General features: G+C 62.9%; 16 protein-coding genes. 7 read left to right on the top strand and 9 right to left on the bottom strand.

Going from position 1 to position 21,446, the window contains the following annotated elements; genetic code table 11:
• Positions 1-92: 92 nt before the first annotated feature.
• Positions 93-1,484, bottom strand: a complete 1,392-nt coding sequence (locus HV711_RS13505; RefSeq protein ID WP_035480471.1) for an MFS transporter — start codon at positions 1,482-1,484, stop codon at positions 93-95.
• 121 nt (positions 1,485-1,605) lie between these two features.
• Between HV711_RS13505 and HV711_RS13510 the strand changes: the two genes are divergently transcribed.
• Complete coding sequence (locus tag HV711_RS13510) at positions 1,606-2,475, top strand: LysR family transcriptional regulator (RefSeq protein ID WP_035480470.1); 870 nt, start codon at positions 1,606-1,608, stop codon at positions 2,473-2,475.
• Between the two features lie 11 nt (positions 2,476-2,486).
• Here the strand turns inward: HV711_RS13510 and HV711_RS13515 are convergent, their stop codons facing one another.
• The gene (locus HV711_RS13515) at positions 2,487-3,248 is read right to left on the bottom strand and encodes a transposase (RefSeq protein ID WP_013592183.1); all 762 of its coding nucleotides are present in this window, start codon (positions 3,246-3,248) and stop codon (positions 2,487-2,489) included.
• Between the two features lie 330 nt (positions 3,249-3,578).
• Here HV711_RS13515 and HV711_RS13520 point away from each other — a divergent pair, with 330 nt between their 5' ends.
• The gene (locus HV711_RS13520; protein WP_014973338.1) at positions 3,579-4,334 is read left to right on the top strand and encodes a TetR/AcrR family transcriptional regulator; all 756 of its coding nucleotides are present in this window, start codon (positions 3,579-3,581) and stop codon (positions 4,332-4,334) included.
• A gap of 62 nt (positions 4,335-4,396) precedes the next feature.
• On the opposite strand, the gene HV711_RS13525 is transcribed toward HV711_RS13520, so the two are convergent.
• The 6 genes from HV711_RS13525 to HV711_RS13550 are packed head-to-tail and all read right to left on the bottom strand — an operon-like array spanning position 4,397 to position 13,950.
• Positions 4,397-5,152, bottom strand: coding sequence for a PqiC family protein (locus tag HV711_RS13525; protein ID WP_051224124.1), 756 nt, complete (start codon positions 5,150-5,152; stop codon positions 4,397-4,399).
• Positions 5,149-6,744 carry a PqiB family protein gene (locus HV711_RS13530; protein WP_035480468.1) on the bottom strand — a complete coding sequence of 532 codons (1,596 nt, stop codon included), beginning with the start codon at positions 6,742-6,744 and terminating at the stop codon, positions 5,149-5,151. The genes HV711_RS13525 and HV711_RS13530 overlap by 4 nt, the downstream gene beginning before the upstream one ends.
• A 51-nt stretch (positions 6,745-6,795) precedes the next feature.
• Positions 6,796-8,139, bottom strand: coding sequence for a paraquat-inducible protein A (locus tag HV711_RS13535; protein WP_035480466.1), 1,344 nt, complete (start codon positions 8,137-8,139; stop codon positions 6,796-6,798).
• A gap of 2 nt (positions 8,140-8,141) precedes the next feature.
• Positions 8,142-9,605, bottom strand: coding sequence for an efflux transporter outer membrane subunit (locus HV711_RS13540; RefSeq protein ID WP_035480465.1), 1,464 nt, complete (start codon positions 9,603-9,605; stop codon positions 8,142-8,144).
• Between the two features lie 2 nt (positions 9,606-9,607).
• A complete protein-coding gene (locus HV711_RS13545) occupies positions 9,608-12,790 on the bottom strand; it encodes an efflux RND transporter permease subunit (RefSeq protein ID WP_035480464.1) in 3,183 nt (1,060 codons plus the stop codon).
• Positions 12,787-13,950: an efflux RND transporter periplasmic adaptor subunit gene (locus HV711_RS13550; RefSeq protein WP_035480462.1), complete on the bottom strand. Its 1,164-nt coding sequence runs from the start codon at positions 13,948-13,950 to the stop codon at positions 12,787-12,789. The genes HV711_RS13545 and HV711_RS13550 overlap by 4 nt, the downstream gene beginning before the upstream one ends.
• A 139-nt stretch (positions 13,951-14,089) precedes the next feature.
• Here HV711_RS13550 and HV711_RS13555 point away from each other — a divergent pair, with 139 nt between their 5' ends.
• Positions 14,090-14,902: a TetR/AcrR family transcriptional regulator gene (locus HV711_RS13555; protein ID WP_051224119.1), complete on the top strand. Its 813-nt coding sequence runs from the start codon at positions 14,090-14,092 to the stop codon at positions 14,900-14,902.
• 42 nt (positions 14,903-14,944) lie between these two features.
• Here HV711_RS13555 and HV711_RS13560 read toward each other — a convergent pair whose 3' ends face one another.
• Positions 14,945-16,090 (bottom strand): AI-2E family transporter, encoded by a 1,146-nt coding sequence (locus HV711_RS13560; protein ID WP_051224117.1) that lies wholly within the window; start codon positions 16,088-16,090, stop codon positions 14,945-14,947.
• A gap of 299 nt (positions 16,091-16,389) precedes the next feature.
• On the opposite strand from HV711_RS13560, the gene HV711_RS13565 reads away from it, so the two are divergent.
• From HV711_RS13565 to HV711_RS13580, 4 genes are all read left to right on the top strand, one after another.
• Positions 16,390-17,487 carry a VOC family protein gene (locus HV711_RS13565; RefSeq protein WP_035480460.1) on the top strand — a complete coding sequence of 366 codons (1,098 nt, stop codon included), beginning with the start codon at positions 16,390-16,392 and terminating at the stop codon, positions 17,485-17,487.
• A gap of 34 nt (positions 17,488-17,521) precedes the next feature.
• Positions 17,522-18,478: a fumarylacetoacetate hydrolase family protein gene (locus HV711_RS13570; RefSeq protein ID WP_035480458.1), complete on the top strand. Its 957-nt coding sequence runs from the start codon at positions 17,522-17,524 to the stop codon at positions 18,476-18,478.
• Positions 18,475-20,517, top strand: coding sequence for an acyl-CoA synthetase (locus tag HV711_RS13575; RefSeq protein WP_035480457.1), 2,043 nt, complete (start codon positions 18,475-18,477; stop codon positions 20,515-20,517). The genes HV711_RS13570 and HV711_RS13575 overlap by 4 nt, the downstream gene beginning before the upstream one ends.
• 179 nt (positions 20,518-20,696) lie before the next feature.
• A complete protein-coding gene (locus tag HV711_RS13580; protein ID WP_035480455.1) occupies positions 20,697-21,437 on the top strand; it encodes an OmpW/AlkL family protein in 741 nt (246 codons plus the stop codon).
• Positions 21,438-21,446 lie beyond the last annotated feature (9 nt).

Genomic DNA, 21,446 nt, shown 5'->3' on the forward strand with positions numbered 1-21,446 from the left:
CATGGATGCAGGAAGTGTTGCCAAGGTGAAATTATGGAGTCCGAATTGCTGCGGCTGACTGGCGTCGGCGATGGCCACGCCGTCCTTGCCGTTCAGCTGCGAGCCTCTCTTCGCTGCAGAGTGTGTTCGCCGGCGCTCGCGTCCACGGTGGGAGCATTCGCCGCGCCAAGCGACACGTTACGGGTCTCGGGAGCCATGCGAGCGGATACGAGCAGGCCAATCAGGCTGATGCCACCCGCGATCAGCAGACCCGTCGCACTTCCAAAATGGACGAGTACAGTAGGAAGGAGGAACGTTCCTGCCGCGGCGCCAATGCGGCTTGCAGACATCGCGAGTCCCATACCGGTTGCACGAAGATCAGTCGGGAAAATCTCATTCGGGTAGATGAATTGCAGCCCGGAACCGGCAGCTTCGGCCACCGTGAAAAGAATGAACAAACCGATCGCAACCATGGCCATGCTCGACAGCGGCGTCGCGAGAAGAAAGAGCGCGAGGGTTGCCAGAACGAAAGAGGCCAGACAAAGCGTGCGCCGACCGACGCGGTTGACGACGACCATGCCGATCGCAGTTCCGACGATCGCAAACGAAATGATCACGAGCGAGCCGGCGAGTGGCTGAGTGACGCCGAGCGACTTCAGCAGCATCGGTTGAAACGTCTTGATGGCGAACGAAGGTGCAATCTGACACATCCAGAAGATCGAGCAGAACACCAGCATGCGCCCGTAGCCGCGCGAAAGCAGTTCGCGGATCTTGGACAAGCCGAGGCCACGCCCGGACGTGCTGACGCGGGTCTCGGCAACGAGCGCATCAAAGTCAACCTGCGGCCCAAGATGCTGCGCCACGATGTCACGCGCCGCGTCCACACGTCCTGCGGAAATCAGCCAGCGCGGCGACTCGGGAATGTTAAGGCGCAGCAACAGGAAAATTGCCGAAGGGATGGCAGCGCTCGCAAGAATGTAGCGCCATACACCGCTTTCGCTACCGCTCACGATCAAACCCGTTGCAAGGCTCAGGGTGTATCCGACCCAGAGCAAAAGCACGAGGCTCGCGAGCACCGGCCCGCGAAGTTTCCGAGGCAGGAATTCAGCCGCGAGCGCGGTCGCGATGGGATAGTCCGCGCCCAGCGCAACGCCCATGACGAAACGAAGGATAAAGAGCGTCGTCACGTCGTGCACGAACAGGTGCGCGATCGAGCAGATAACGAATACAGCGAGATTAAGCACGTACATCTTCTGGCGGCCGAAGCGGTCCGTCATCGGTCCGAAAACGAGGCCGCCGACGAACATGCCGATGAGGCTCGACGCGCCGACGAGACCGATCTGGAGCGCGCTCAGTGCGAGGTCCCTGGCAATAAACGGCAACGCCACAACGATGATCCCGAGCAGGTAGCCGTCGCAGAACGGCCCCCCTGCCGCGACGACGGCAATCCTCTTATGAAAGCGGCTCGTAGGTAAATCTTCGATGTCGACGAGTGCCTTTGCCATATGTGCCTCCAAACGTTACCGAATCAGATGACGGGACTTGTTTTTCTGTTCGACTAGGCTAAGGTTGGGCACAATATCGGTCAATGCCGGATTTTATTCACCAAATATCGAAGGAATCGATATGTTGTTCAGCGAGGAGATCAACACGTTCCTGGCGGTGGTTCGCTCCGGAAGTTTGCTGCAGGCCGCCGAGATCGTATCCACGACGCAATCGACCGTCTCGTACCGGATCCAGTCCCTCGAGCGCCGCATAGGACACCCGCTGTTGCGGCGCTCGAGGGGAGCGCGGGGCATCTCGCTGACCGCTGAAGGTGAGCGTTTTCTCGACATTGCAGAGCGCTGGAAAATGCTCGAAATCGAGGCCGAGCAACTTCAGGCCAATCAGGTGCGGCACCTTGCTGTCGGTGCGGTGGACGCCGTTGCGATCAACGTCCTTCCGCCGTTTGTCGCCGCGCTCTGCGACGAGACACCGCCCGTCCGGTTACACATGGAAAGCTCCCGCTATTTCCAGCTCGCCAACCGCGTGGCTTCCGGTCATCTGGACGTCGCCTTCACACTGACCCCATCCGAACACGTCGATCTTGTTTCAAGAAAGATCCGGGACTACGCGATGCTCGTGGTCTATGCCGGCGCGGGTACGGCCCCGTTGCCCGAAGCGCTCGACATGACGGATCTCGATCCATCCAGAGAAATTCATCTGCCGTGGTCGCCGCAGTTCGATTTATGGCGCGGTCGGCGCGGATTTTCGCGACATGTAAATTGGGTCGAGAAAGCACACATGCTGGCGCCGATGCTCAGAAACGGAGCCTGGGCCATTGTTCCTGCTTTCTTAACGATGCCGTTGGCGAGGGACACCGGATGCACGATCCATCGGATCGCTTTGAATCCGCCCGATCCGCTTTCTCTTTTTATGATTATGCGCAAACAGAGCAGCGATGCCACCGAACGACAGCAGCAACTCATCGAGACGGCTCTCGCCGCCCTCAAATGAAGTGAGCAGGGTCAATTCGGTTCTGTCAGAGCGGCGTGCGTATAGAGCGGCCGGCGCAATTTCGCGAGGTCCGGCGTGCGTGTCGCGCGCACCGTGGCAGGCCGGTCGCGCAGCAGCAACGGCATGAGGCGGCGGTTTGCCGTCCTTGCCGCCCACTCGCAGTATGCGGCACTGCCGAGCACCCAGGCGTTGAACCTCGATTCCAGCAGACTGTCGATGTCGCGATCGGCGGCAATTCGCTCGCCGAGATCGCGATAAGCCTGATGGCGCTCGGGCGGCGTGTCGCCAAGCGCCCGGTAAAGCGGATGGTCCTTGATAAAGCTGTCCGCGCGCTGGCCCGTGTGATGCCCGTAGCTCGACCACGCGTAGCTCTTCGCGTCGGTCACGAGACCGCTGCGCGCCGGTGCCTGTTCGATCCCAACGCTCGCCAGCAGCAGGTAACGCTCGGGTTCGATCACCGTTGCGCGGTAGCCGCCGCGCCATACTGTGCCGCGTCGTCCGTGGCGGCGGTTGAAGGTCTCGGCATAGCGTCGGCAAACCGCCTGCATCGCCATGGACACGCTCGATTCGTACGACGGCGTGACAAGCAACTGCACCGCGCCGGGCATGAGAACCCAGGCGTGGACCGCCAGATCGGCGACGCGCGCGGCGTCTGCGAGGCAGGCGAGAAAATACCGGTAGTCCCCTTCGTCGAGGAATGCGGGCTCGACAAGCCCTTGCAAGATTACGTGTTGCGGTTGGTCAGGGACGTAGTGCCGTGCAAGCCGTGTCATGCTGTGTTTGACCGGAAATTCGATTGGAGAAAGCAGTTCGACAGATACCGACCGCGTGCCGGTACGTGACTGGTATGGAGGAATTCTATGAGTCGCGGCGTTGGGCGCGCGCGGCGAACAGCGCTTGTGTTTGGCCTCTTTTCGCAGGTTTGCGTCCGGTCCTGCAGTCGCGAGAGGCATGTGCATGAAACCTGTCGAGCCCGATTGCGTGGCCGGAGCAAAGTGCCGACTCGGTGCGTAGTCACGTCTGATGCGGCGTTCAGAGCTGACGACTTTGTCGAGCCCGACGTTTGAATCTATACTGGCGTTCTGATCCAGATTGGAATCGCCATGCCGAAGACTACAAATCGCCCGGCGCAGAAGCGCGCCGCTCCTCAGGCGAGCGCCGCCCCGGAGGCCTCTGCCGAGGCCCGCGAGCCGCGCGGTGCCCGCCGCAAGCGGGAGACGCGCGCTCGCCTGCTGGACGCAGCACTCAAACTCATGGCTGAAAAAGGCATGGAAGGCGTCGCGATCAATGAAATCACGGAGGCGGCCGATGTCGGGTTCGGCTCGTTCTACAACCATTTCGAATCGAAAGAAGCGATCTACGCCACGCTCGTCGAGTCCGTGTTCGAGGAATTTGCCGACTGGCTCGACCGCCTCACCCTCGGTTTGTCGGACCCGGCCGAAGTCATTGCCGTCTCCGTGCGTTATACGTTGATGCGAGCACATCGCGAGCCGCTCTGGGGCCAATTCCTGGTGAGAGAAGGGTTCTCCTCGCGCATGCTCGATCGAGGTCTCGGCAAACGTTTGTTGCGCGATGTGCAAAGAGGCATCGTTGCAAAGCGTTTCGCCGTGGTCGATCCATTCGTCGCATTCCTGTCCGTGGGCGGCACCGTGCTTGCGTCCGTCACAGCGCAGCTCGGACTCGCCTCGCCGGATGCGCCGAACGCCGACGCGTTGACGGAGCTCGGTTTCAGCGGTGAACACCTCGCCGAGCGCGTCGCGGCCGCTCTTTTGCAAAGCTTGGGTCTCAAACGAGCGGAAGCCGAAAAAGTTGCGGCACGTCCGTTGCCGCTCGTGGAACCTGCCGTCGAAGCCGACTGACCATCTTGACGGCGTACCGCTTCGCCGACCGTTGGCAACGCGGGTCAGTAAGCCTGCTTCTCTCATTGCACCCGTCCCGAAGGGCTCGCATACATCTCCGAAGCCGGTGCGATAGCGCCCGCGACATGGGTCTCCAGTGACGGGCATTCAACCGTCGGCGCAGTATTCGTGGTGCGACGGGTCGCCGTGAATGCGATGCCGTCTGCGCCGGCGTCGAGGGCGCGAACAACCGTCGCCAGCTGTTCCGCGATGGTGGTGAGCGCGCGGCGATGACCGGCTGCCAGTGCGTCGTAGCCCGCGGCGACGGACACGAACACCAAGCTGCGGCAAGTCAGCTTGTCGCTGGACTCTCCTCGCGCGCGAATACGCCAGGTCGCATCGACGATGACCTGCGCCCCCGGCCACGACTCGAAACGCTGCACGTCGACGGCGACGCGGTAGACGGGCGCATCGCCTGTTTGCTTCGGACGGCGAGCGTTCAAACCGCTCAACCGCCCGGCTGCTCCGAGCGATAGGGCCGTGCGTATCTCATCGCTCAATGGCGACGCCCAGCGTTCATTCTCGAGCACTTGAACCTGCGTCTCGCTGAGTCTGACAACCAGTTGATTGCGTTCAACCTCGGCCGGCACGCTGACGGACTGAATATCGAACAACGCCGCGGGAGCCGAAACGTTCGAGGCCTGTGCGGTACGCGCACTCGGAGCCAACGTATAAAACCGGCAGGGCGGTGACGATGCGCAGGCGGATAGCGCAAGCGCACTCGCCGTTGCCACCACGCGAATGATGAAGCCGCGTCGGTGCAATAGGCTGACCATCATTGACGATCTCCTTTCTTACCGAACACGAGCGCTTCGGGATGGCGTTCCAGATAGTCGGCGAGCGCGTTCAACGACTGCAAGGTGCGGGTCAATTCCTGCATCGCCCCATGAACGTCTGCTTGCATGGGCGAATCTTGTCCAAGCGTCGCTTGCGCCGCGTCGAACGTTTTCTGGGCGGAGGCGAGCGTGGAGCGCGCCTGCGGAACGACTTCCGTATTGAGCTGGCCGAAGAGGCGATTCGCGCTTTCCAGCGTGCCGCTCAGGTTTGCTCCGATCTTGTCGAACGGAACCTGATTGAGCTTCCTCGCGATTCCGGCAATCTGCACCTGGAGTTCGTCGAGCGTATTCGGCACGGTGGGCAGATCGATCGGCGTGTTGCGTAGATCCACCGTCGCGCGGGGGGCCTGCGGGAACATGTCGAGCGCCACGTAGAGCTGACCCGTGAGCAGGTTTCCGGTTCGTAGCTGGCCGCGCAACCCATGCATGACGAGGTGCTGCAGCAGATCGTTCGCGCCTTGCGTGTTCGGCGCGGGCAGCATCGTGTTGGAACGGCGGCTGAGCCTGTCGGGGTAGAGCGCCATGGTCACTTCCATGCTGAAGTTCAACGCCTTCTCGTCGTACCCGAGCCCGATCTTCGTCACCTGACCGAGCGTGATACCGCGTAGATCCACCGGTGCGCCGACCGACAATCCGCGCAGCGACTGATTGAAATGCATGACGACGTAGAGCGGTGCGCCGTCCGGTTCTCGCATGGCGTCGGTTTCGTCCGACGCGAGCGTGAACGTCGAGCCGTCGGCGGCTTGCGGGCCGGCATCGGAGCCGGGCGGCGATTCGAAGGCGAGCCCGCCCATGACGACCGTGGCGAGCGACTGCGTGTTGAGCGTGAGGCCGCCGGAGTCGAGACGCAGATCCACGCCGCTCGCATGCCACCACCGCGTATGGGTCGCGACGTACCTGTCGTACGGGGCATTGACGAACACGTTGACGATGACGCCCGAGCCCTTGGGGTCGAGCGCAAACCCGACGACCTGGCCGACCTGAATCCTGCGGTAAAAGACCGGGGCGCCGATATCGAGCGAGCCGAGCGAATCGCCCCGCAACGTGTATTGATGTCCCTGCTGATCGGCAGTTACGATCGGCGCGGTTTCGAGACCCGTGAAGTCGGTTCTGCCGCGCGGCGAGCGGCCGATATCGGCGCCGATATACGCGCCGGAGAGCAACGTGCCGAGGCCCGAGATACCGCTTGCGCCGATGCGCGGACGCACCACCCAGAATCGCGATCCCTCGGTGGCGAACTTCGCGGCTGCTTTATCGAACTGGATCTCGACGCGAACCTGCCGGAGATCGTCCGACAGCGCGATAGACCGCACAGCGCCGATCTCGACGTCTTTGTATTTGACTTTCGTTTTGCCCGCTTCCAGCCCTTCAGCGCTATTGAAGGTCACCGTGACAATCGGTCCTTCGGCGGTAACGGACTTCACGAGAAGTGCGATACCGATCAGCGCCGAGATCAAGGGAATCAGCCAGACCAGAGACGGCAACCAGCGGCTGCGGGGTTTGATCTCCGGATGCGGTAAGTCGGGAATGTGCATCGCTTGTAGGAACAGGTGAAAAGTTGTCGAAGCCGGCGGGCTACGCGGCGATTACGGTCGTGTGGGAGCGCGAGCCGGCCGGCGCCGGACGTTGTCCCAGATCAGGCGCGGATCGAATTCGTTCGAGGCGAGCATGGTCAGCACGACGACCGAACCGAAGGCCAAAGCGCCCGGTCCCGCGGTGATCTGCGCAAGCGAACCGAAGTGCACCAGCGCTACGGTGAGCGAAACGACGAATACGTCGAGCATCGACCAGCGCCCGATGCGCTCCACCATGCGATGAAGCCTGGCTCGCTCGAGCGGTTGCCAGGCGGAACCGCGATAGGCTGTGACGGTTTGCAGCGTGAGAATGGCGAGCTTGAGCATCGGTACCATCACGCTTGCGACGAACACGATGGCCGCGAGCGGCCAATCGCCAGATCGCCAGAAATAGGCGATGCCGCCGAGAATCGTGTCGTCCTCGGCGCCTCCAAGCGATGAGGTATGCATGATCGGCAACAGATTGGCCGGGATATAAAGTAGCGCGGCGGCAAGCAGCAACCCGAAAGTCCGCGTCAGGCTTTCCGGCCGGCGCTCGTGCAGCGGCGATCGACACCGGACGCAATGCTGATCGGTCGCGTGCGCGCTGCGCGACTGAACGAGCCCGCAGCAGTGACAGGCGACCAAACCGGCATGCCTCGCCGTGACCGCAGCCGCTGCCGGCCGGGCGACCGGCGCCACCGCTGCCGGCACCGTGTTTCGCCTCGCGCGCCGCGGCGTCCGCTCGATGAAAGCGCCGCCGCGATTCGCCACCTCGTCGCGAATTTCCCACAGCATGCAAGGGTCGAATGCGGCGATGACGCAAAACATCAGCGTCAGTGCGCCGAATGCGAAGAGCGAGGTACCCGGGATGACGCGCGCGAGGCTCACCATCTTCACGATTGTGATGAGCACCCCGAGCATGAAGACTTCCGTCATGCCCCATGGCCGCACCCATTGCACGAGGCGCAGCACGGCGTCGAAACCGCGCGGCACACGGCCTGCGCGCAGCGGCAGCAGCAGATACAGCAGAGCGACGAGTTCGAACGACGGAAACAACATCGTCGTGCAAAACACCATCGCCGCGACGATGTGCATATGCCCCTTCCACAGCGCCTGAACGGCTCCGACAAGCGTGGCGTGCGAAGTGAGGCCATTGGTTTCCAGCACGAGTACGGGGAACGCTTGCGCGATCAGGAACGTGATCAGTGCGGCGAGCGTGACTGCACAGACCCTCTCGAGCGTGAGCCCGGCATGACGGACCCCTTTCATGCCTGCGCCGCAAGACGAGCAGCGCGCAACCAGGCCGCGCAGACGCGGCGGCTTGCGAAAAAGCGCGTCGCATTCGTGACAGGCGATCAATTCTCGATATTCCATCGTCACTCCCGCGATGCCGATTTGGCTGGCTCTTGCGGCAATTCGCCCATCGCCTGGAAGAGCGCGGCCGTATCGCCGAGCCGCTGGCTCTGTGCGCGAACCGAGTCGAGCCGTGCGGTCAGAAACTGCTGCTCGCTGGCTTGAGCCGCCGATATCGGCAGGGACCCGAGCCGGTAGCGCGACATCGTTTCGTCGAACAGTTGCTGCGCGGCGCGAGCCTCGCTTTCGGTCGAGGCGAGTGTCTGAGCGTCGTTGTCGAGCGCGGCGAGCGAGTTAGCGACGTTCCCGAACGCGGACAGCACCGTCGATTTGTAATGCAGCACTGCTGCCTCATAAGCCTCCTTCGTGGCGCGTCGATGCGCGAGCAGGGCGCCGCCGTGGAAGATCGGTTGCGAAACGCTCGCGCCGATCGCCCAGATACCGCCGGCGCCGGAGAGCAGGGCCGGCCAGCTGAAACCGGCGCGGCCCATCGAGGCCGTCAGCGACAGGTTAGGGAAAAGCTGCGCCGTGGCCTCGCCGACATCGGCGGCCGCCGCTTGCACCGCGGCTTCGGCCGCCTGGATATCCGGGCGCGAGCGAAGCAGCTGCGCCGGCACGGCGACAGGTACATGCTCGGGCAGCGAAAGGCTGTCGAGATCGGGGACGGCGGGCGCTGCGTCGGGCGTCCGCCCCAACAGCACGGCCAGCGCGTGCACGGTGCTGGCGCGCTGCTGACGCAATGGCGGAAGCGTCGCGGCGAGCGCGGCAGCCTGCCGTGCCGATCCCAGTGCCTGGGCATGCGAGACCGAGCCGAGCGCTTGACGCTGCGCATCGTCGCGCGCCGTATCGCCTGCGAGCGTCACGAGGCGTTCGGTGAGTGCGATCTGACGATCGAGCGCCGCGGCACGGATGGCGGTGCCGACGATGTTCGCGGCCAGCGCGCGGCGCGCCGCTTCGAGCTCATACGCCTGCACGTCGACGCGCGCGGCGCTGGCCTTGTTGCCGTAGCGAACGGCGCCGAACAGATCGAAGTTGTACTGCGCCTGCAGCTGACCGGCGAAGATGTTATAGCGCTCGGTGTTTGGACCGATGCCGGGGACGACGGGCGAGCGCGTTCGCTCCGCCTCGGCGCCGGCATCGACAGACGGCAGGGTGGACGCGCCGATCTGCGCCCGCAGTTCCTGCTGGGCGGCATTGAGCGACCTTTGCGTGGCGGCGAGCGTCGGATTGTTGCGCAAGCCCTCTTCGACGAGGGCATCGAGCGCATCGGAGCGGTACAACGTCCACCATTGCGGCGCGGCCGTTGCGCCGGCATCGAAATGTTGCGCGGTTCCTCCAGCCGCAACGGTCTGCAGCGATTGAGGCTGCGCCCCGTAATGCGCGGGCGACGGCATCGCGGGCGGCGCGCCGCTCGGACCCAACGTACAGGCGCTGGTTGCGAGTGCCGCGAATACGGCGATAACGGATGTCTTAACGGCAAATTGCATGATCAGATCTCCGCGTGCTCGACGATGGTGTGTTGCGCACCGCGCTCGTCGCGCCGAACACGGAAGGAAGTCGCATAAAGGGCTGGCAGGAAGAACAGCGTGAGCACCGTGGCGATCGTGATGCCGCCCATGAGCGAGCTCGCCATCGGGCCGAAAAAGCCCGAGCGAAGCAACGGAATCAAGGCCAGCACGGCGGCGGCGGCCGTGAGCATGATCGGACGGAAGCGTCTGACGGTCGCGCCGACGATCGCATCGAAACGGGGCTGACCGGATGCGATGTCCTGCTCGATCTGATCGACGAGGATCACCGAGTTGCGCATGATGATGCCGAACATCGCGATGACACCGAGCATGGCGACGAAGCCGAACGGTTCGCCGAGCAGCAGCAGCGCGGCGACGACGCCGATCAAACCGAGCGGCGCGGTCAGCACCACGATGAACGTGCGCGAAAAGCTTTGTAGCTGGATCATCAGCAGGGTGAGCACCGCGATGATGAGGATCGGCATTTGCGCATTGATCGAAGTCTGGCCCTTCATGCTTTCCTCGACGGAGCCGCCCACTACGATGCGATAGCCGATCGGCAATTGCGCGCGAAGCTGGCTCAATTCGCGGTCCACGTCGCGCGTGACGTCGATGCCTTGTGCGTTACCTCGCACGTCGGCCTGTACGGTGATGGTCGGTTGACGATCGCGTTCCCAGATCACACCGTAGTCGAGCGCCGTGCGCACGTTGCCAAGCGTGCCGAGCGGCACGGGGCCTTGGGGCGTCGGCACGGCGAGGCTCGTGAGCTGCGAGGGATCGACACGCTCGCTTTTCGGCGCGCGCAGATCGACGTTGACCAGTTTGTCGCGCTCGCGATACTGCGTCACCGTATAGCCGGAGAGCGTCATGGCGAGAAAGTTCGACACGTCCTGCGAGGTCACGCCGAGTTGGCGCGCGCCGTTCTGGTCGATCTGGAACGACAGCGAGCGCTCCTCGGGCTCGTCCCAGTCGAACTGCACGTTGCGCGTGCGCGCATCGGCACGTACCTTGTCGGCCACCTTTTGTGCGATCTCATGCACGGTCGCGAGGTTGTCGCCGCTCACGCGGAACTGAATCGGATAGCCGACGGGAGGCCCGTTTTCGAGTCGTGCCACACGGGTTCGCACACCGGGGAATTGCTTTTCGAGCGATGCGTCGAGCCATTTCAGGAGCTTTTCGCGTTCTTCGACGTCTTTGGCCGTCACGACGAACTGCGCGAAGTTCGGCTGCTGCAACTGCTGGTCGAGAGGCAGATAGAAGCGGGGCGCGCCGGTGCCAACAAAGTCGACCACGCGCTCGATCTCGGGGCGTCCGCGAAGTGTCTGCTCGAGGCGTTGCGCTTCACGCAACGTCGCTGCGAACGATGCGCCTTCCGGCAAACGCATGTCGACAAGCAACTCGGGGCGCTCGGAGTTCGGGAAGAACTGCTTGGGCACGCGAGTGAAGGCCGCCATAGCGACGGCGAACGCGATAGCCGTCACGCCCAGCACCAACCAGCGGTGCTCGATACACCAGGAGACCCAACCGGCCATGCGGCGATAGAAGCCCGTGTTGTAAATATCTTCGGCGTGGCCGTGGGCGCCGTGAGCGCCGTGCTCGCCTGCCTTGCGCTCGGGGAGCATGTGGTAGCCGAGCAGCGGAACCAGCACCACGGCGGCGAACCACGAAACGATGAGCGCGATCGCGGACACTTCGAAGATCGAGCGCGTGTACTCGCCGGTGCTCGACTTCGCCAGCGCGATCGGCAGGAAGCCCGCTACGGTGACGAGCGTACCCGTGAGCATCGGAAAGGCCGTGCTCGTATAGGCGAACGCTGCCGAGCGCATGCGGCTCCAGCCTTGCTCGAGTTTCACGGCCATCATCTCGACCGCGATGATGGCGTCGTCCACGAGCAGGCCCAACGCGAGCACGAGCGTGCCGAGCGAGACCTTGTTCAGGCCGATACCGAACAGATACATGCACAGCGACGTCACGGCGAGCACGATCGGGATGGTGATCACGACGACCATGCCCGTGCGCAGGCCGAGCGAGACGAGACTGACCACGAGCACGATGGCGACGGCCTCGGCCACTGCCTCGACGAAATCGTCGACCGAGTGCTTGACGGTATCGGGCATGCTCGAGATCTGGACAAGCTTGAGCCCTGCGGGCAGGCGCGCCTGCAGTTCGGCGCGTTCGCTGTCGAGCGCCTTGCCGAGGCGGATCACGTCGCCGCCGGTTTGCATCGTGATGCCGATTCCGAGCACCGCGTGTCCGTTCGTACGCATCTGCGTGACGGGCGGATCGTCATAGCCGCGGCGGATCTTCGCGATGTCGCCGAGCCGGAACGTGCGGCGATTGACCCATATCAGCATGTCTTCGAACGCCCGCACGTCCTTGAACGCGCCGCTCGTACGCACGAACACACGGTCGTCAGGCGTGTTGAATGTGCCGACCGGCGCCACGGCGTTCTGCGCGTCGATGGCATGCGCCAGTTCAGCGGGCGTGACCGCGAGCTTCGTCAGCTGCGTGTTCGAAATCTCGATGAAGATGTGCTGATCGGGATCGCCGAAGTAGTCGACCTTCGCCACGCCGGGCACGCGCAGCAGCACGGTGCGCAACTGGTCGGCATAGTCGTGCAGTTGCGCGGGCGAAAACCCGTCGCCTTCAAGGGCGTAGATGTTTGTATAAACGTCGCCGAACTCATCGTTAAAAAACGGGCCCACGATGCCTTGCGGCAGCGTTGCGCGGATGTCGCCCACTTTCTTGCGGACCTGATACCAGGTTTCAGGCACGTCCTTGACGGGCGCCGAGTCCTTCATCGCGAAGAAGATCATCGACTCGCCGGGCCGCGAATAGCTCTTGATGTTGTCCACATACGGTGCGGCCTGAAGCTGGCGCGCGATCCGGTCCGTGACTTGCTCCTGCACTTCACGCGCGTTCGCGCCCGGCCAGTAGGTCCGAATAACCATGGTTCGGAACGTGAACGGCGGATCTTCGGATTGAGACAGATGCGTATAGGCGATGACGCCGAAGAGCGTCATCAGGCCGATCAGGTAAATGACAAGCTGCTGATGACGCAGCGCCCACTCTGAGAGATTGAAGCCGCTTTTGCCTTGGCTTTCGGCGTTCGGAGCGGTGGCGAGCGTGACGTCGCCGGATTTTTCGTGGTCGACGATGCTCATGATGCAAAGTCCTCGGGATGCAGCGGGGCGATCACTTGCACGTGCTCGCCGGCGCTCACGGTATGGACGCCTTGCACGACGACGCGTTCGCCGTCGTGCAGGCCCGCAACGACGTCAATGGTTCCCTCGCCGTAGTTCGTGACGGAAACGGGACGCAGAACGAGCTTGTCGGTGCCGGGCTGCACGACCCAAACGGCGGGCTTGCCGCCATCGTGAAAAAGCGCCGTGGCCGGCAGCTGGAACGGGATGAAGCCGTCGTTCGCACGCGCAATATCGAACTGCACCTGAGCCGTCATGCCGAGGCGCACCTCGGGGCTCGGCGCAACGAGCGTCAGCTTCACGCGCCAGGTGCGGCTTAGCGGATCGGCGCTCGGAGCGACCTCGCGCACGCGCGCTTCGAATGTCTTGCCGGGCAGAGCCGGCAGCGTGACCTTTGCGATCCGGCCGACGACCAGCGAATTCAGTGCGCTTTCGGGGGCGTCGCACGCGACATCGACATCGCCGCTCCAGTCGAGGTGATAGACCGCCTGGCCTTGCTCGACGTTCTGACCCGTATCGGCATCTTCCGACTTGACCACGCCGTCGTGGTCCGCCACCAGGGTGGTATAGCGCAAGTGGTCTTCGGCCAGCGCCATTTGAGCGAGCGCCGAATCGCGCTGGGCAAGCGCCGTTGCATAGGCGTTCTGCGTTTGCTCCCACTGCGCGGGCGCAATCAGGTTGGCCTGCGCCTGCGCTTGATCCCGAACGAGTTGCTGCTTCTGGTACGCGAGCTGATGCTCGGCTCCATCGAGTTGTGCGCGTGCGTTCACTGCGTTGTTCCGCAGATCGGCGGGATCGAGCAGGGCGAGCACTTGCCCGGCTTTGACCGTATCGCCCAGATGGACGCGCCGCTCGGCGATTTTGCCGCCGACGCGGAATGAAAGCGCTGTCGAGTAACGCGCTTCGACCTGGGCCGGCAGCGACGTGGCGTTCGCCGTGTTGTCGGCGTGCACCGCCAGCGCCACCACGGGCTTCGCTTCCGGGGCGGCGGGTTCGTGCGTATGACATGCCGCGAGCAGCACGGCGCCGCAAACGGCGAGACAAATGCCTGCCCGACGGGGCGGCGCGGAGAAAGAGGACGGGCGCGAGGAGGACCGCGTGTCAGGACCGGGGAGTTTCACGATGTTTCCAAACGAGAGCTAGGCAAGATGAAAGGAAGACCGTTCGCAGGCCAGGGTTTTCACTGACCAGCATCGATCGTTGGTGACATTAGAGTCGAAGATGATAATATTGTCAATTATGACCAGTTAATCTCAATCGATGAAAGATGAAAAAGAGGCAGGGGTGCAGGTGACGCGCGGCAGCGCCGCGTCGGAACGGTCTTCTCAAGCGGCCGCCGCGACCGGTGCCGCGGCGGCGGCCGTGGCCGTCATGGGCGACGGGCGCGGGGGCGAGCCCAAACCGCGGGAGCCACGCGGTGCACGGCGTAAGCGCGAGACCCGCACCCGCCTGCTCGAGGCGGCGCTCGCTCTCGTGGCGATGAAAGGCGTCGAGCACGTGACCATCAACGAAATCACGGAAGCCGCCGACGTCGGGTTCGGTTCGTTCTACAACCACTTCGATTCGAAGGAGGCTTTGCACGCCGCGCTTTTCGACTGGGTATTCGAGGACTTCGGCGAACAGCTCGATGCGCTGGTGCGCGGGCTATCGGACCCGGCGGAGGTAGTGGCAGTGGGCGTGCGGCATACGCTGATGCGCGCTCGGCGTGAGCCGGTATGGGGCTACTTTTTGATTCGGGAGGGGTTTTCGGAGCGCGCGCTGCAAGATGGCATGGGTCGACGGTTGAAGCGCGACAGCGAGGCCGGGATAGCGGCCGGGCGATTTGCCGTGACCGATCCCTTCATCTGTCATGTGTCGGTAAGCGGTATCGTCCTTGCGGCGATCGCCGCGGAGTTGAGCCATGCCGTCAATGGTCACGTGGAAGTGGAACGGCATGGCGCGCCGGAGCCGGGCGAAGAGGGTTTCGCCGAGCGCGCTGCGGTGGTCGTATTGCAGGTGCTGGGCCTGAATCGCGAAGAGGCCGAATGTGTGGCTCGAGGGCCGTTGCCGGCTGCGGCGCATGGGCCGGATTAGCGGAGCCCGCTGACGGTATTCCCACGTGGTTCGTGGCTCCCGCTACAGGCCGGGCGGGCGGCGCGGTGATGCGTCGTCCTGCCGGTCCGCATAAAGCGCGCTGGCCAGATAACGTCGACGCACCTCGCGCAACGCGGTCACGAGGATCGCGCTGACGGGAAGCGCGAGCAATACGCCAAAGAAGCCAAACATCTCGCCGAACGCCAGCAACGCAAAGATCACCGCGAGCGGATGCAGACCGATGCGTTCCCCGATGAGCCTAGGCGTAAGAAACGCCGTCTCGAGCACTTGCCCGACCGCATAGATCAACGCCACCACACCGAACCCATACCAGTCGCCGAATTGGAGCAACGCGGCGAGCATCGCGAGTACGAGCCCCGTGGCGAAGCCGACGTAAGGGATGAAGACCGCAAGCCCGGTAAACAGACCGACGGGCAACGCAACGCCCAACCCGGCGAGGCTCAGCGCGATCGGATAGAAGGTTGCGAGTACAACCATGACGAGCAACTGGCCACGCAGATATTGCGACAGCATCTGGTCCATCTCAGTCACGAGTGCACGCGTTTTGCCGAGCCACGGCCGCGGCACGAGACTTTCGATCCGCGCGAAGACCTTGCGCCTGTCGTAGAGCAGGTAGTACAGCACGAGCGGTACCACGACGACATTGCCCACCACGGTGACCAATGCACTGCCGCCCGTGCGCACATAGCGCCAGGCTGCGACTTCGATCGATTGCCCGCCGCCTGCGAGCCGGCTCGTCAGAACGTTACGCAAGCTCGACAAATCGAAGGAGCTCTCCAGGCCGACCAGCCCGAGCTTCGGCTGCAGCCAGGCATTGATCCTTGCCGTGAATCCTGGAATTTGCGAAGCAAGCGCCGGCAGCTCCTTTTGAATCACCGCGAACACGAGCAGGCCAAGCGACACAATGACCGACGCAAACAACAGCATCATGGCAAGCGCCGCAAGGGTGCGCGGAATCCGCCGACGGACCAGCCATTCAACGCCGGGCTGGAGCATGTACGCGATCAGGCCGCCCAGCAGGAACGGCGTGAGCACAGGACGCAGGATCCACATCAGAAGGCCGGCCCCGACTGCGAGGGCGCCCCAGAGCATTGCCTGCCGCGGATAGGGGTTGAGTCGTGCACGCTCATGCTGCGGCTCGCGCACTGCGGGGGAATTCGTGGACATCTTCGGGCTCGCGCTGGGCTGCCGGGACTGTTGCTTCGGATAAGTGCGCGGCGACCGTCCGGCTCTGCGTCGACGCAAGAGGCGATATATAACACATAAATGATTATGTAATCAACTATGAGCATTCAGTCGAATTGAACGCATGCACGCATCCGCGTACCGGGCCGCCTCGAGTGGATGCCGCCGCGTGCGCGACCACGATTCCACTAGTTGACAAAACTATCAGCAATGACTTAAATGTCATAAACGAGCCGAACGATAGATCGGACAAGCCACCATATAGACGAAAGGAGCCAAGCGTGGAGACAAGCGCGCATGCGGGCGTTGCCGGGTTGAGTACGACTCAACCCGCACGTCATCCAAACCCCACGACGAAAGCGTCGGGGTTGTCGTATCTGATCTTCGACCGGCCCGACCTCGAACAAGCCGAGCGATTTCTCAATGACTTCGGATTGCAGACGGTGCTGCGAAACGAAGCCAGGTTGTTTTTGCGCGGTACCGGCCCGGCGCCGTCCTGTTATGTCGTCCGCCACGCGCCGAAGGCGCAATTCGCCGGCTTCGGATTGCAGGTCGACGGCGAATCGGACCTGCATGCACTGACGCGGCTGCCCGGCGCCACGGAGGTGGAGCGGTCGGACTGGCCGGGCGGCGGATATCGTGTGAGGTTGACCGACCCGTCGGGCTTTCGCGTCGATGCGGTCTGGGGCGCACGCGAGGTCGAACCGCTGCCGCACCGGAACGCGCTGCCGTTCAATTCCGTGGACGCCGTGGTCCGCATTAACGACACCCAGCGCCCGCCGGCGAACCCACCCGATGTCATCAAGCTAGGGCATGTCGTGCTCGAGTTGGCCGACTTCCAGAAGACGTGCGCGTGGTACACGCAGCACTTCGGCTTTATCCCGAGCGATGTGCAGACACTACCCGACGGCTCACCGGCCGTCGCCTTCATGCGATTGGACCTGGGCGGGCGGCCGGCCGACCATCACACGCTCGCGTTGGCGCAAGGTTTCGTTCCGAAGTACAGCCATAGCGCTTTCGAGTTGATCGATGCGGATGCGGTGGGCATGGGGCAACGCGTCCTGCGCGAGAAAGGTTGGACGCACGCATGGGGAATCGGACGCCATATTCTCGGCAGCCAGATCTTCGACTACTGGCAAGACCCCTGGGGCGACAAGCACGAACACTACTGCGACGGCGATCTCTTTACGTCGGACGTCCCCACGGGCGTGCATGCGGTCAGCCGTGAAGCGATGGCGCAATGGGGACCGGCCATGCCGCGCAGTTTCACCAAGCCCGAGCTCTCGCCGTCGAGCCTGGCCGCTCTCATTCGCAACCTCCGACGCAGTCCGGACCTGACGGTGAGCAAGCTGCTGACGCTCGCCAAAATCTTCGCCTGATATCTCCGCATTTCCAAACGATAGAGACTAAGCCATGTCACTGCATGTTTTGCATTACCGCCATGAAGGTCACGCGCGTTGGGGCGTGGTACGAAACGGCGCTATCACGCCGATTCCCGGCGAGTTCACCACGACGGCGGCATTTATCGCTGCGAATCCGGTGGAGCGTCTGATTGAACTCGACGGCCCGACAATTCCCGAGTCGGCCGTGCAATGGCTCTCGCCGGTCTCGGCAAACCAGCAGTTCATCTGCCAGGGGGCGAACTATCGCCAGCACATGATCGAATCCGGCATGGACCCGGATGCGAAGAAATTCAACATGCTCTTCACGAAGGCGACGAGTTGCATCGTCCCCGCGGATTCGCCCCTTGTGAAGCCCTCGCACGTGAGATTCCTCGATTACGAAATCGAACTCGGTCTAGTGCTCAAGAAGAACATTACGTCGCGCCGTACGATCGCCGAAGGCGATCTCAGCGAGTACATCGCGGGTGCCGTCATCGTCAACGATTACTCTGCGCGCGATATTCAGATTCCGCAGATGCAGTTTTACAAGGGCAAGAGCTTTCGCACATTCGGTCCTGTTGGGCCCTACCTGTGCCTGCTCGAACGGAGCGACATGGCCAAGCTTGGTCGGCTCGAACTGACGCTCACCGTCAACGGGGCTATCCGGCAGCAGGATTCGACCGCGAATCTCGTCTACGGTCCCGCCGAAACGCTGACCGAGATCTCCGGCGTCCATGACCTTTTCGTCGGGGACCTGCTTTCCACCGGCACGCCGTCGGGCTGTGCGCTGTCGGTGCCTTCGCCGATGAAGCAGCGCCTCGCGGCGGCCCTGTCCGAGGAAGCCAAATGGAAAATGTTCATGGATATCCAGGCAGCGAGGCCGCAGTATCTGCGCGCCGGCGACGTGGTCGAATCGCGCATCGCGAGCCGCGACGGATCCATCGATCTGGGCGTTCAACGCAACGAAGTGGTGGATGAAGCGTCATGACCGCCCAAGGGATCGTGAGCCGAGATGACGTCCTTGCGCTAGAGGCGCAAGGGGTGCCCGAGGATCTGCCTGTCAGCACCTACGAAATGATCTGCCGTGGTGCTGCGATCGAGCCGTCCGCGCCAGCGCTTTCGTTTTTTATGACCGCCGACGTTTATCGCAACGCCGAATGCTGGACCTATGGCGAACTGGTTCGTGACATCACCCGAACGGCGAACGCCTTCACCCGGCTCGGCGTCACGTCGCAATCCGTGATCGCGTACGTGTTGCCCAACTTGCCGGAGACGCATTTCGTCATCTGGGGCGGACAGGCAGCGGGCATTACGTGCGCAATCAACCCACTGCTCGAAGGCGAGGCAATAGCCGATCTGCTCAATGCAGCCGGGGCCGAAGTGCTCGTCACCCTGGCGCCGTTTCCGCAAACGGATATCTGGCAGAAAGTTCACGCGATCCTCGATCGGCTGCCGGCGCTCAAGCATCTCGTATTGGTCAATCTGGCCGACCGGATGCCCGGTCCAATGAGGTCCGCCGCACGCATGCTCGCCCGCAGCGAAGTGAGCCGATTGCACGGCGAGGTCGGCCTGCGCGCGGCGGTCCCCGCCGGAATCGAATTGCACGATTTCACGAGGGCAATGGAACGCGAATCCGGTACGGGTCTGCTCGGCAACCGGCGCTTCCAGCGGGACGATCTATCGTCGTTTTTCAGTACGGGCGGGACGACAGGGCGCCCAAAGATCGCGATGCGCCGGCATGGAAATGAAGTCGCCAATGCATGGAGTACCTCGCGATTCTTCGGCGAAAGTATGGGGCCGGGCAAAACGATCTTTTGCGGCCTGCCGCTGTTTCATGTCAATGCGGTCATGGCGACCGGGCTCCTGCCGTTTTCCCAAGGCGCGCATGTCGTGCTCGGAACGCCGCAGGGCTATCGAGGCGAGGGCGTCATCAAGCGCTTCTGGCAAATCATCGAGCGACACCGCATCAATTTTTTCAGCGGTGTCCCGACGCTTTACGCCTCGCTGCTCGACGTTCCCATCGACGGGTGCGATATCAGCTCGCTCGAATATGGCCTGTGCGGCGCTGCGCCCATGCCTGTCGAAGTCTTCCGCCGATTTCAGGAGCGCACGGGAATCCGCATTCTCGAAGCCTATGGGCTGACGGAGGGAACGTGTGTGAGCAGCGTGAACCCTCCGCTTGGCGAGCGCCGCGTCGGATCGATCGGCCTTCGGATTCCGGGGCAAGCGATGAAGGCCGTGATGCTGGATGCGCAGGGCCGATATTCGCGCGACTGCGAGACTGATGAGACGGGCTTGCTGGTCATTTCAGGTCCCAACGTCTTCGCGGGATACGCAGAGCCGGAGCACAACGAAGGCATCTGGGTCGAACTCGGCGACGGCAAGCGCTGGTTCAACACCGGCGACCTGGGGCGGCGCGACGCTGACGGCTATTTCTGGCTTACCGGCCGCAAGAAGGACTTGATCATACGGGGCGGCCACAATATCGATCCCGCCACGATCGAGGAGCCGTTGCATCGCCACCCGGCGGTACAGGTTGCCGCGGCAATCGGCCGTCCGGATGCCCACGCCGGGGAGTTGCCGATCGCCTACGTGCAACTCAAGCCCGGCGCAACGGCAACCGAAAGCGAACTGGCGGAATTCATACGCAGTGAGATCGGCGAACGGGCGGCACTGCCGAAGGGCATCCGGATCATCGAGACGATGCCGCTGACCGGAGTCGGCAAGATATTCAAGCCTGAGTTAAAGCGCCGCGAGACGGTGGACGCACTGCTTTCAGCGCTTGCCGAAGCCGGAATTGAAGGGGCGCTCGTGCATGCCGTCCAGGATCCGGCGCGTGGGACGGTTTTGCACGTCGAGCTTCGCAGCCGCGAAATGGAGGAACAGGCGGCGTCTGTGCTCGGCCGGTTTCCCTTCACATTCTCGATTCTGGCGGAACCAGTTGTGGAAGAGGTGTCGCAAGACCGTCAAGGGATGGGTTCCTCAGTGCTTGCGCAGGCGTCTTCCCGCGTGAGCGGAAGCAGTTGATGGCGGACGTCGCTCGGTGCGCGTCGGGCGGGCCGTTTGCGAGGACGAGCGAATAGCGGCACATCGTACGGCAGTTTGATGTCGCGAGTCATCCGTTTATCAACGCAGTGAATCAATTAGGATGACTTAAAAAATAGAATCGATTCGACGACTATTTGAAGTATCGAAAAGGAGGAGACATGACATATCACACGTTGGGCCGCCGCACGCTCGGCATCGCCTTTTGCATGGGATCGGCTGCCTTGAGCCAGCACGCAATGGCCCAGTCTGCCGGCAGCATGACCGTCTCGGCAGGTTGGCTGCATGTCGCGCCGCAAGGCAACGCAACGCCCTTGACCGTGGAAAGCGTGGGCGGAGTGCCGGTCAACCGGGAAGTGGCCGGCAGCGGTGCGCACGCGACGTCGACCGATACGGTGGGATTTACCACGGAGTACTACATTACTGACAACGTCGGAGCAGCCATGCTTTTTGGCCTGCCGCTGAAGGTGGATCTGGTCGGCGACGGGTCACTGGCGAAGTATGGCAACCTGGGCGCGACAAGACCGATGCCGCCCGCTCTGGTTTTTCGATATCACCTGTTTTCTGGCGCGACGAAGTTCCGCCCGTTCGTCGGATTAGGGGTGAATTACACATGGTTCACTCAGGTCCGGCCGACCAACAGCCAGTTCATTACCGATAGCTTCGGTCCGGGCGGTTCGGCGCGCGCGACGCTCAGTTCGTCATGGAACCCCGTGTTCGAGGTCGGAGCGAGCTATTCCATCAGCGAGCACTGGTCGGTAGGCGCTACGCTCGATTACATCCCGGTAACGGCCAGGCTCACGTTGTATGGGCAGACTGCCGCGGGAACGCAGATTGTTTCAAAGTCGACCCTGCGACTCCATCCGCTTAGCGCGTTCCTGAACGTTGCCTACACGTTTTAATGCATGATG

Source organism: Paraburkholderia phenoliruptrix, assembly GCF_902859825.1.
Taxonomy (GTDB): domain Bacteria; phylum Pseudomonadota; class Gammaproteobacteria; order Burkholderiales; family Burkholderiaceae; genus Paraburkholderia; species Paraburkholderia phenoliruptrix.

What these genes read in the sequence shown, in the direction of transcription:
- HV711_RS13505 (WP_035480471.1), bottom strand. Translation starts at nt 1,484, where the DNA reads ATGGCAAAGGCACTCGTCGACATCGAAGATTTACCTACGAGCCGCTTT.
- HV711_RS13510 (WP_035480470.1), top strand. Translation starts at nt 1,606, where the DNA reads ATGTTGTTCAGCGAGGAGATCAACACGTTCCTGGCGGTGGTTCGCTCC.
- HV711_RS13515 (WP_013592183.1), bottom strand. Translation starts at nt 3,248, where the DNA reads ATGACACGGCTTGCACGGCACTACGTCCCTGACCAACCGCAACACGTA.
- HV711_RS13520 (WP_014973338.1), top strand. Translation starts at nt 3,579, where the DNA reads ATGCCGAAGACTACAAATCGCCCGGCGCAGAAGCGCGCCGCTCCTCAG.
- HV711_RS13525 (WP_051224124.1), bottom strand. Translation starts at nt 5,152, where the DNA reads ATGATGGTCAGCCTATTGCACCGACGCGGCTTCATCATTCGCGTGGTG.
- HV711_RS13530 (WP_035480468.1), bottom strand. Translation starts at nt 6,744, where the DNA reads ATGCACATTCCCGACTTACCGCATCCGGAGATCAAACCCCGCAGCCGC.
- HV711_RS13535 (WP_035480466.1), bottom strand. Translation starts at nt 8,139, where the DNA reads ATGGAATATCGAGAATTGATCGCCTGTCACGAATGCGACGCGCTTTTT.
- HV711_RS13540 (WP_035480465.1), bottom strand. Translation starts at nt 9,605, where the DNA reads ATGCAATTTGCCGTTAAGACATCCGTTATCGCCGTATTCGCGGCACTC.
- HV711_RS13545 (WP_035480464.1), bottom strand. Translation starts at nt 12,790, where the DNA reads ATGAGCATCGTCGACCACGAAAAATCCGGCGACGTCACGCTCGCCACC.
- HV711_RS13555 (WP_051224119.1), top strand. Translation starts at nt 14,090, where the DNA reads ATGAAAGATGAAAAAGAGGCAGGGGTGCAGGTGACGCGCGGCAGCGCC.
- HV711_RS13560 (WP_051224117.1), bottom strand. Translation starts at nt 16,090, where the DNA reads ATGTCCACGAATTCCCCCGCAGTGCGCGAGCCGCAGCATGAGCGTGCA.
- HV711_RS13570 (WP_035480458.1), top strand. Translation starts at nt 17,522, where the DNA reads ATGTCACTGCATGTTTTGCATTACCGCCATGAAGGTCACGCGCGTTGG.
- HV711_RS13575 (WP_035480457.1), top strand. Translation starts at nt 18,475, where the DNA reads ATGACCGCCCAAGGGATCGTGAGCCGAGATGACGTCCTTGCGCTAGAG.
- HV711_RS13580 (WP_035480455.1), top strand. Translation starts at nt 20,697, where the DNA reads ATGACATATCACACGTTGGGCCGCCGCACGCTCGGCATCGCCTTTTGC.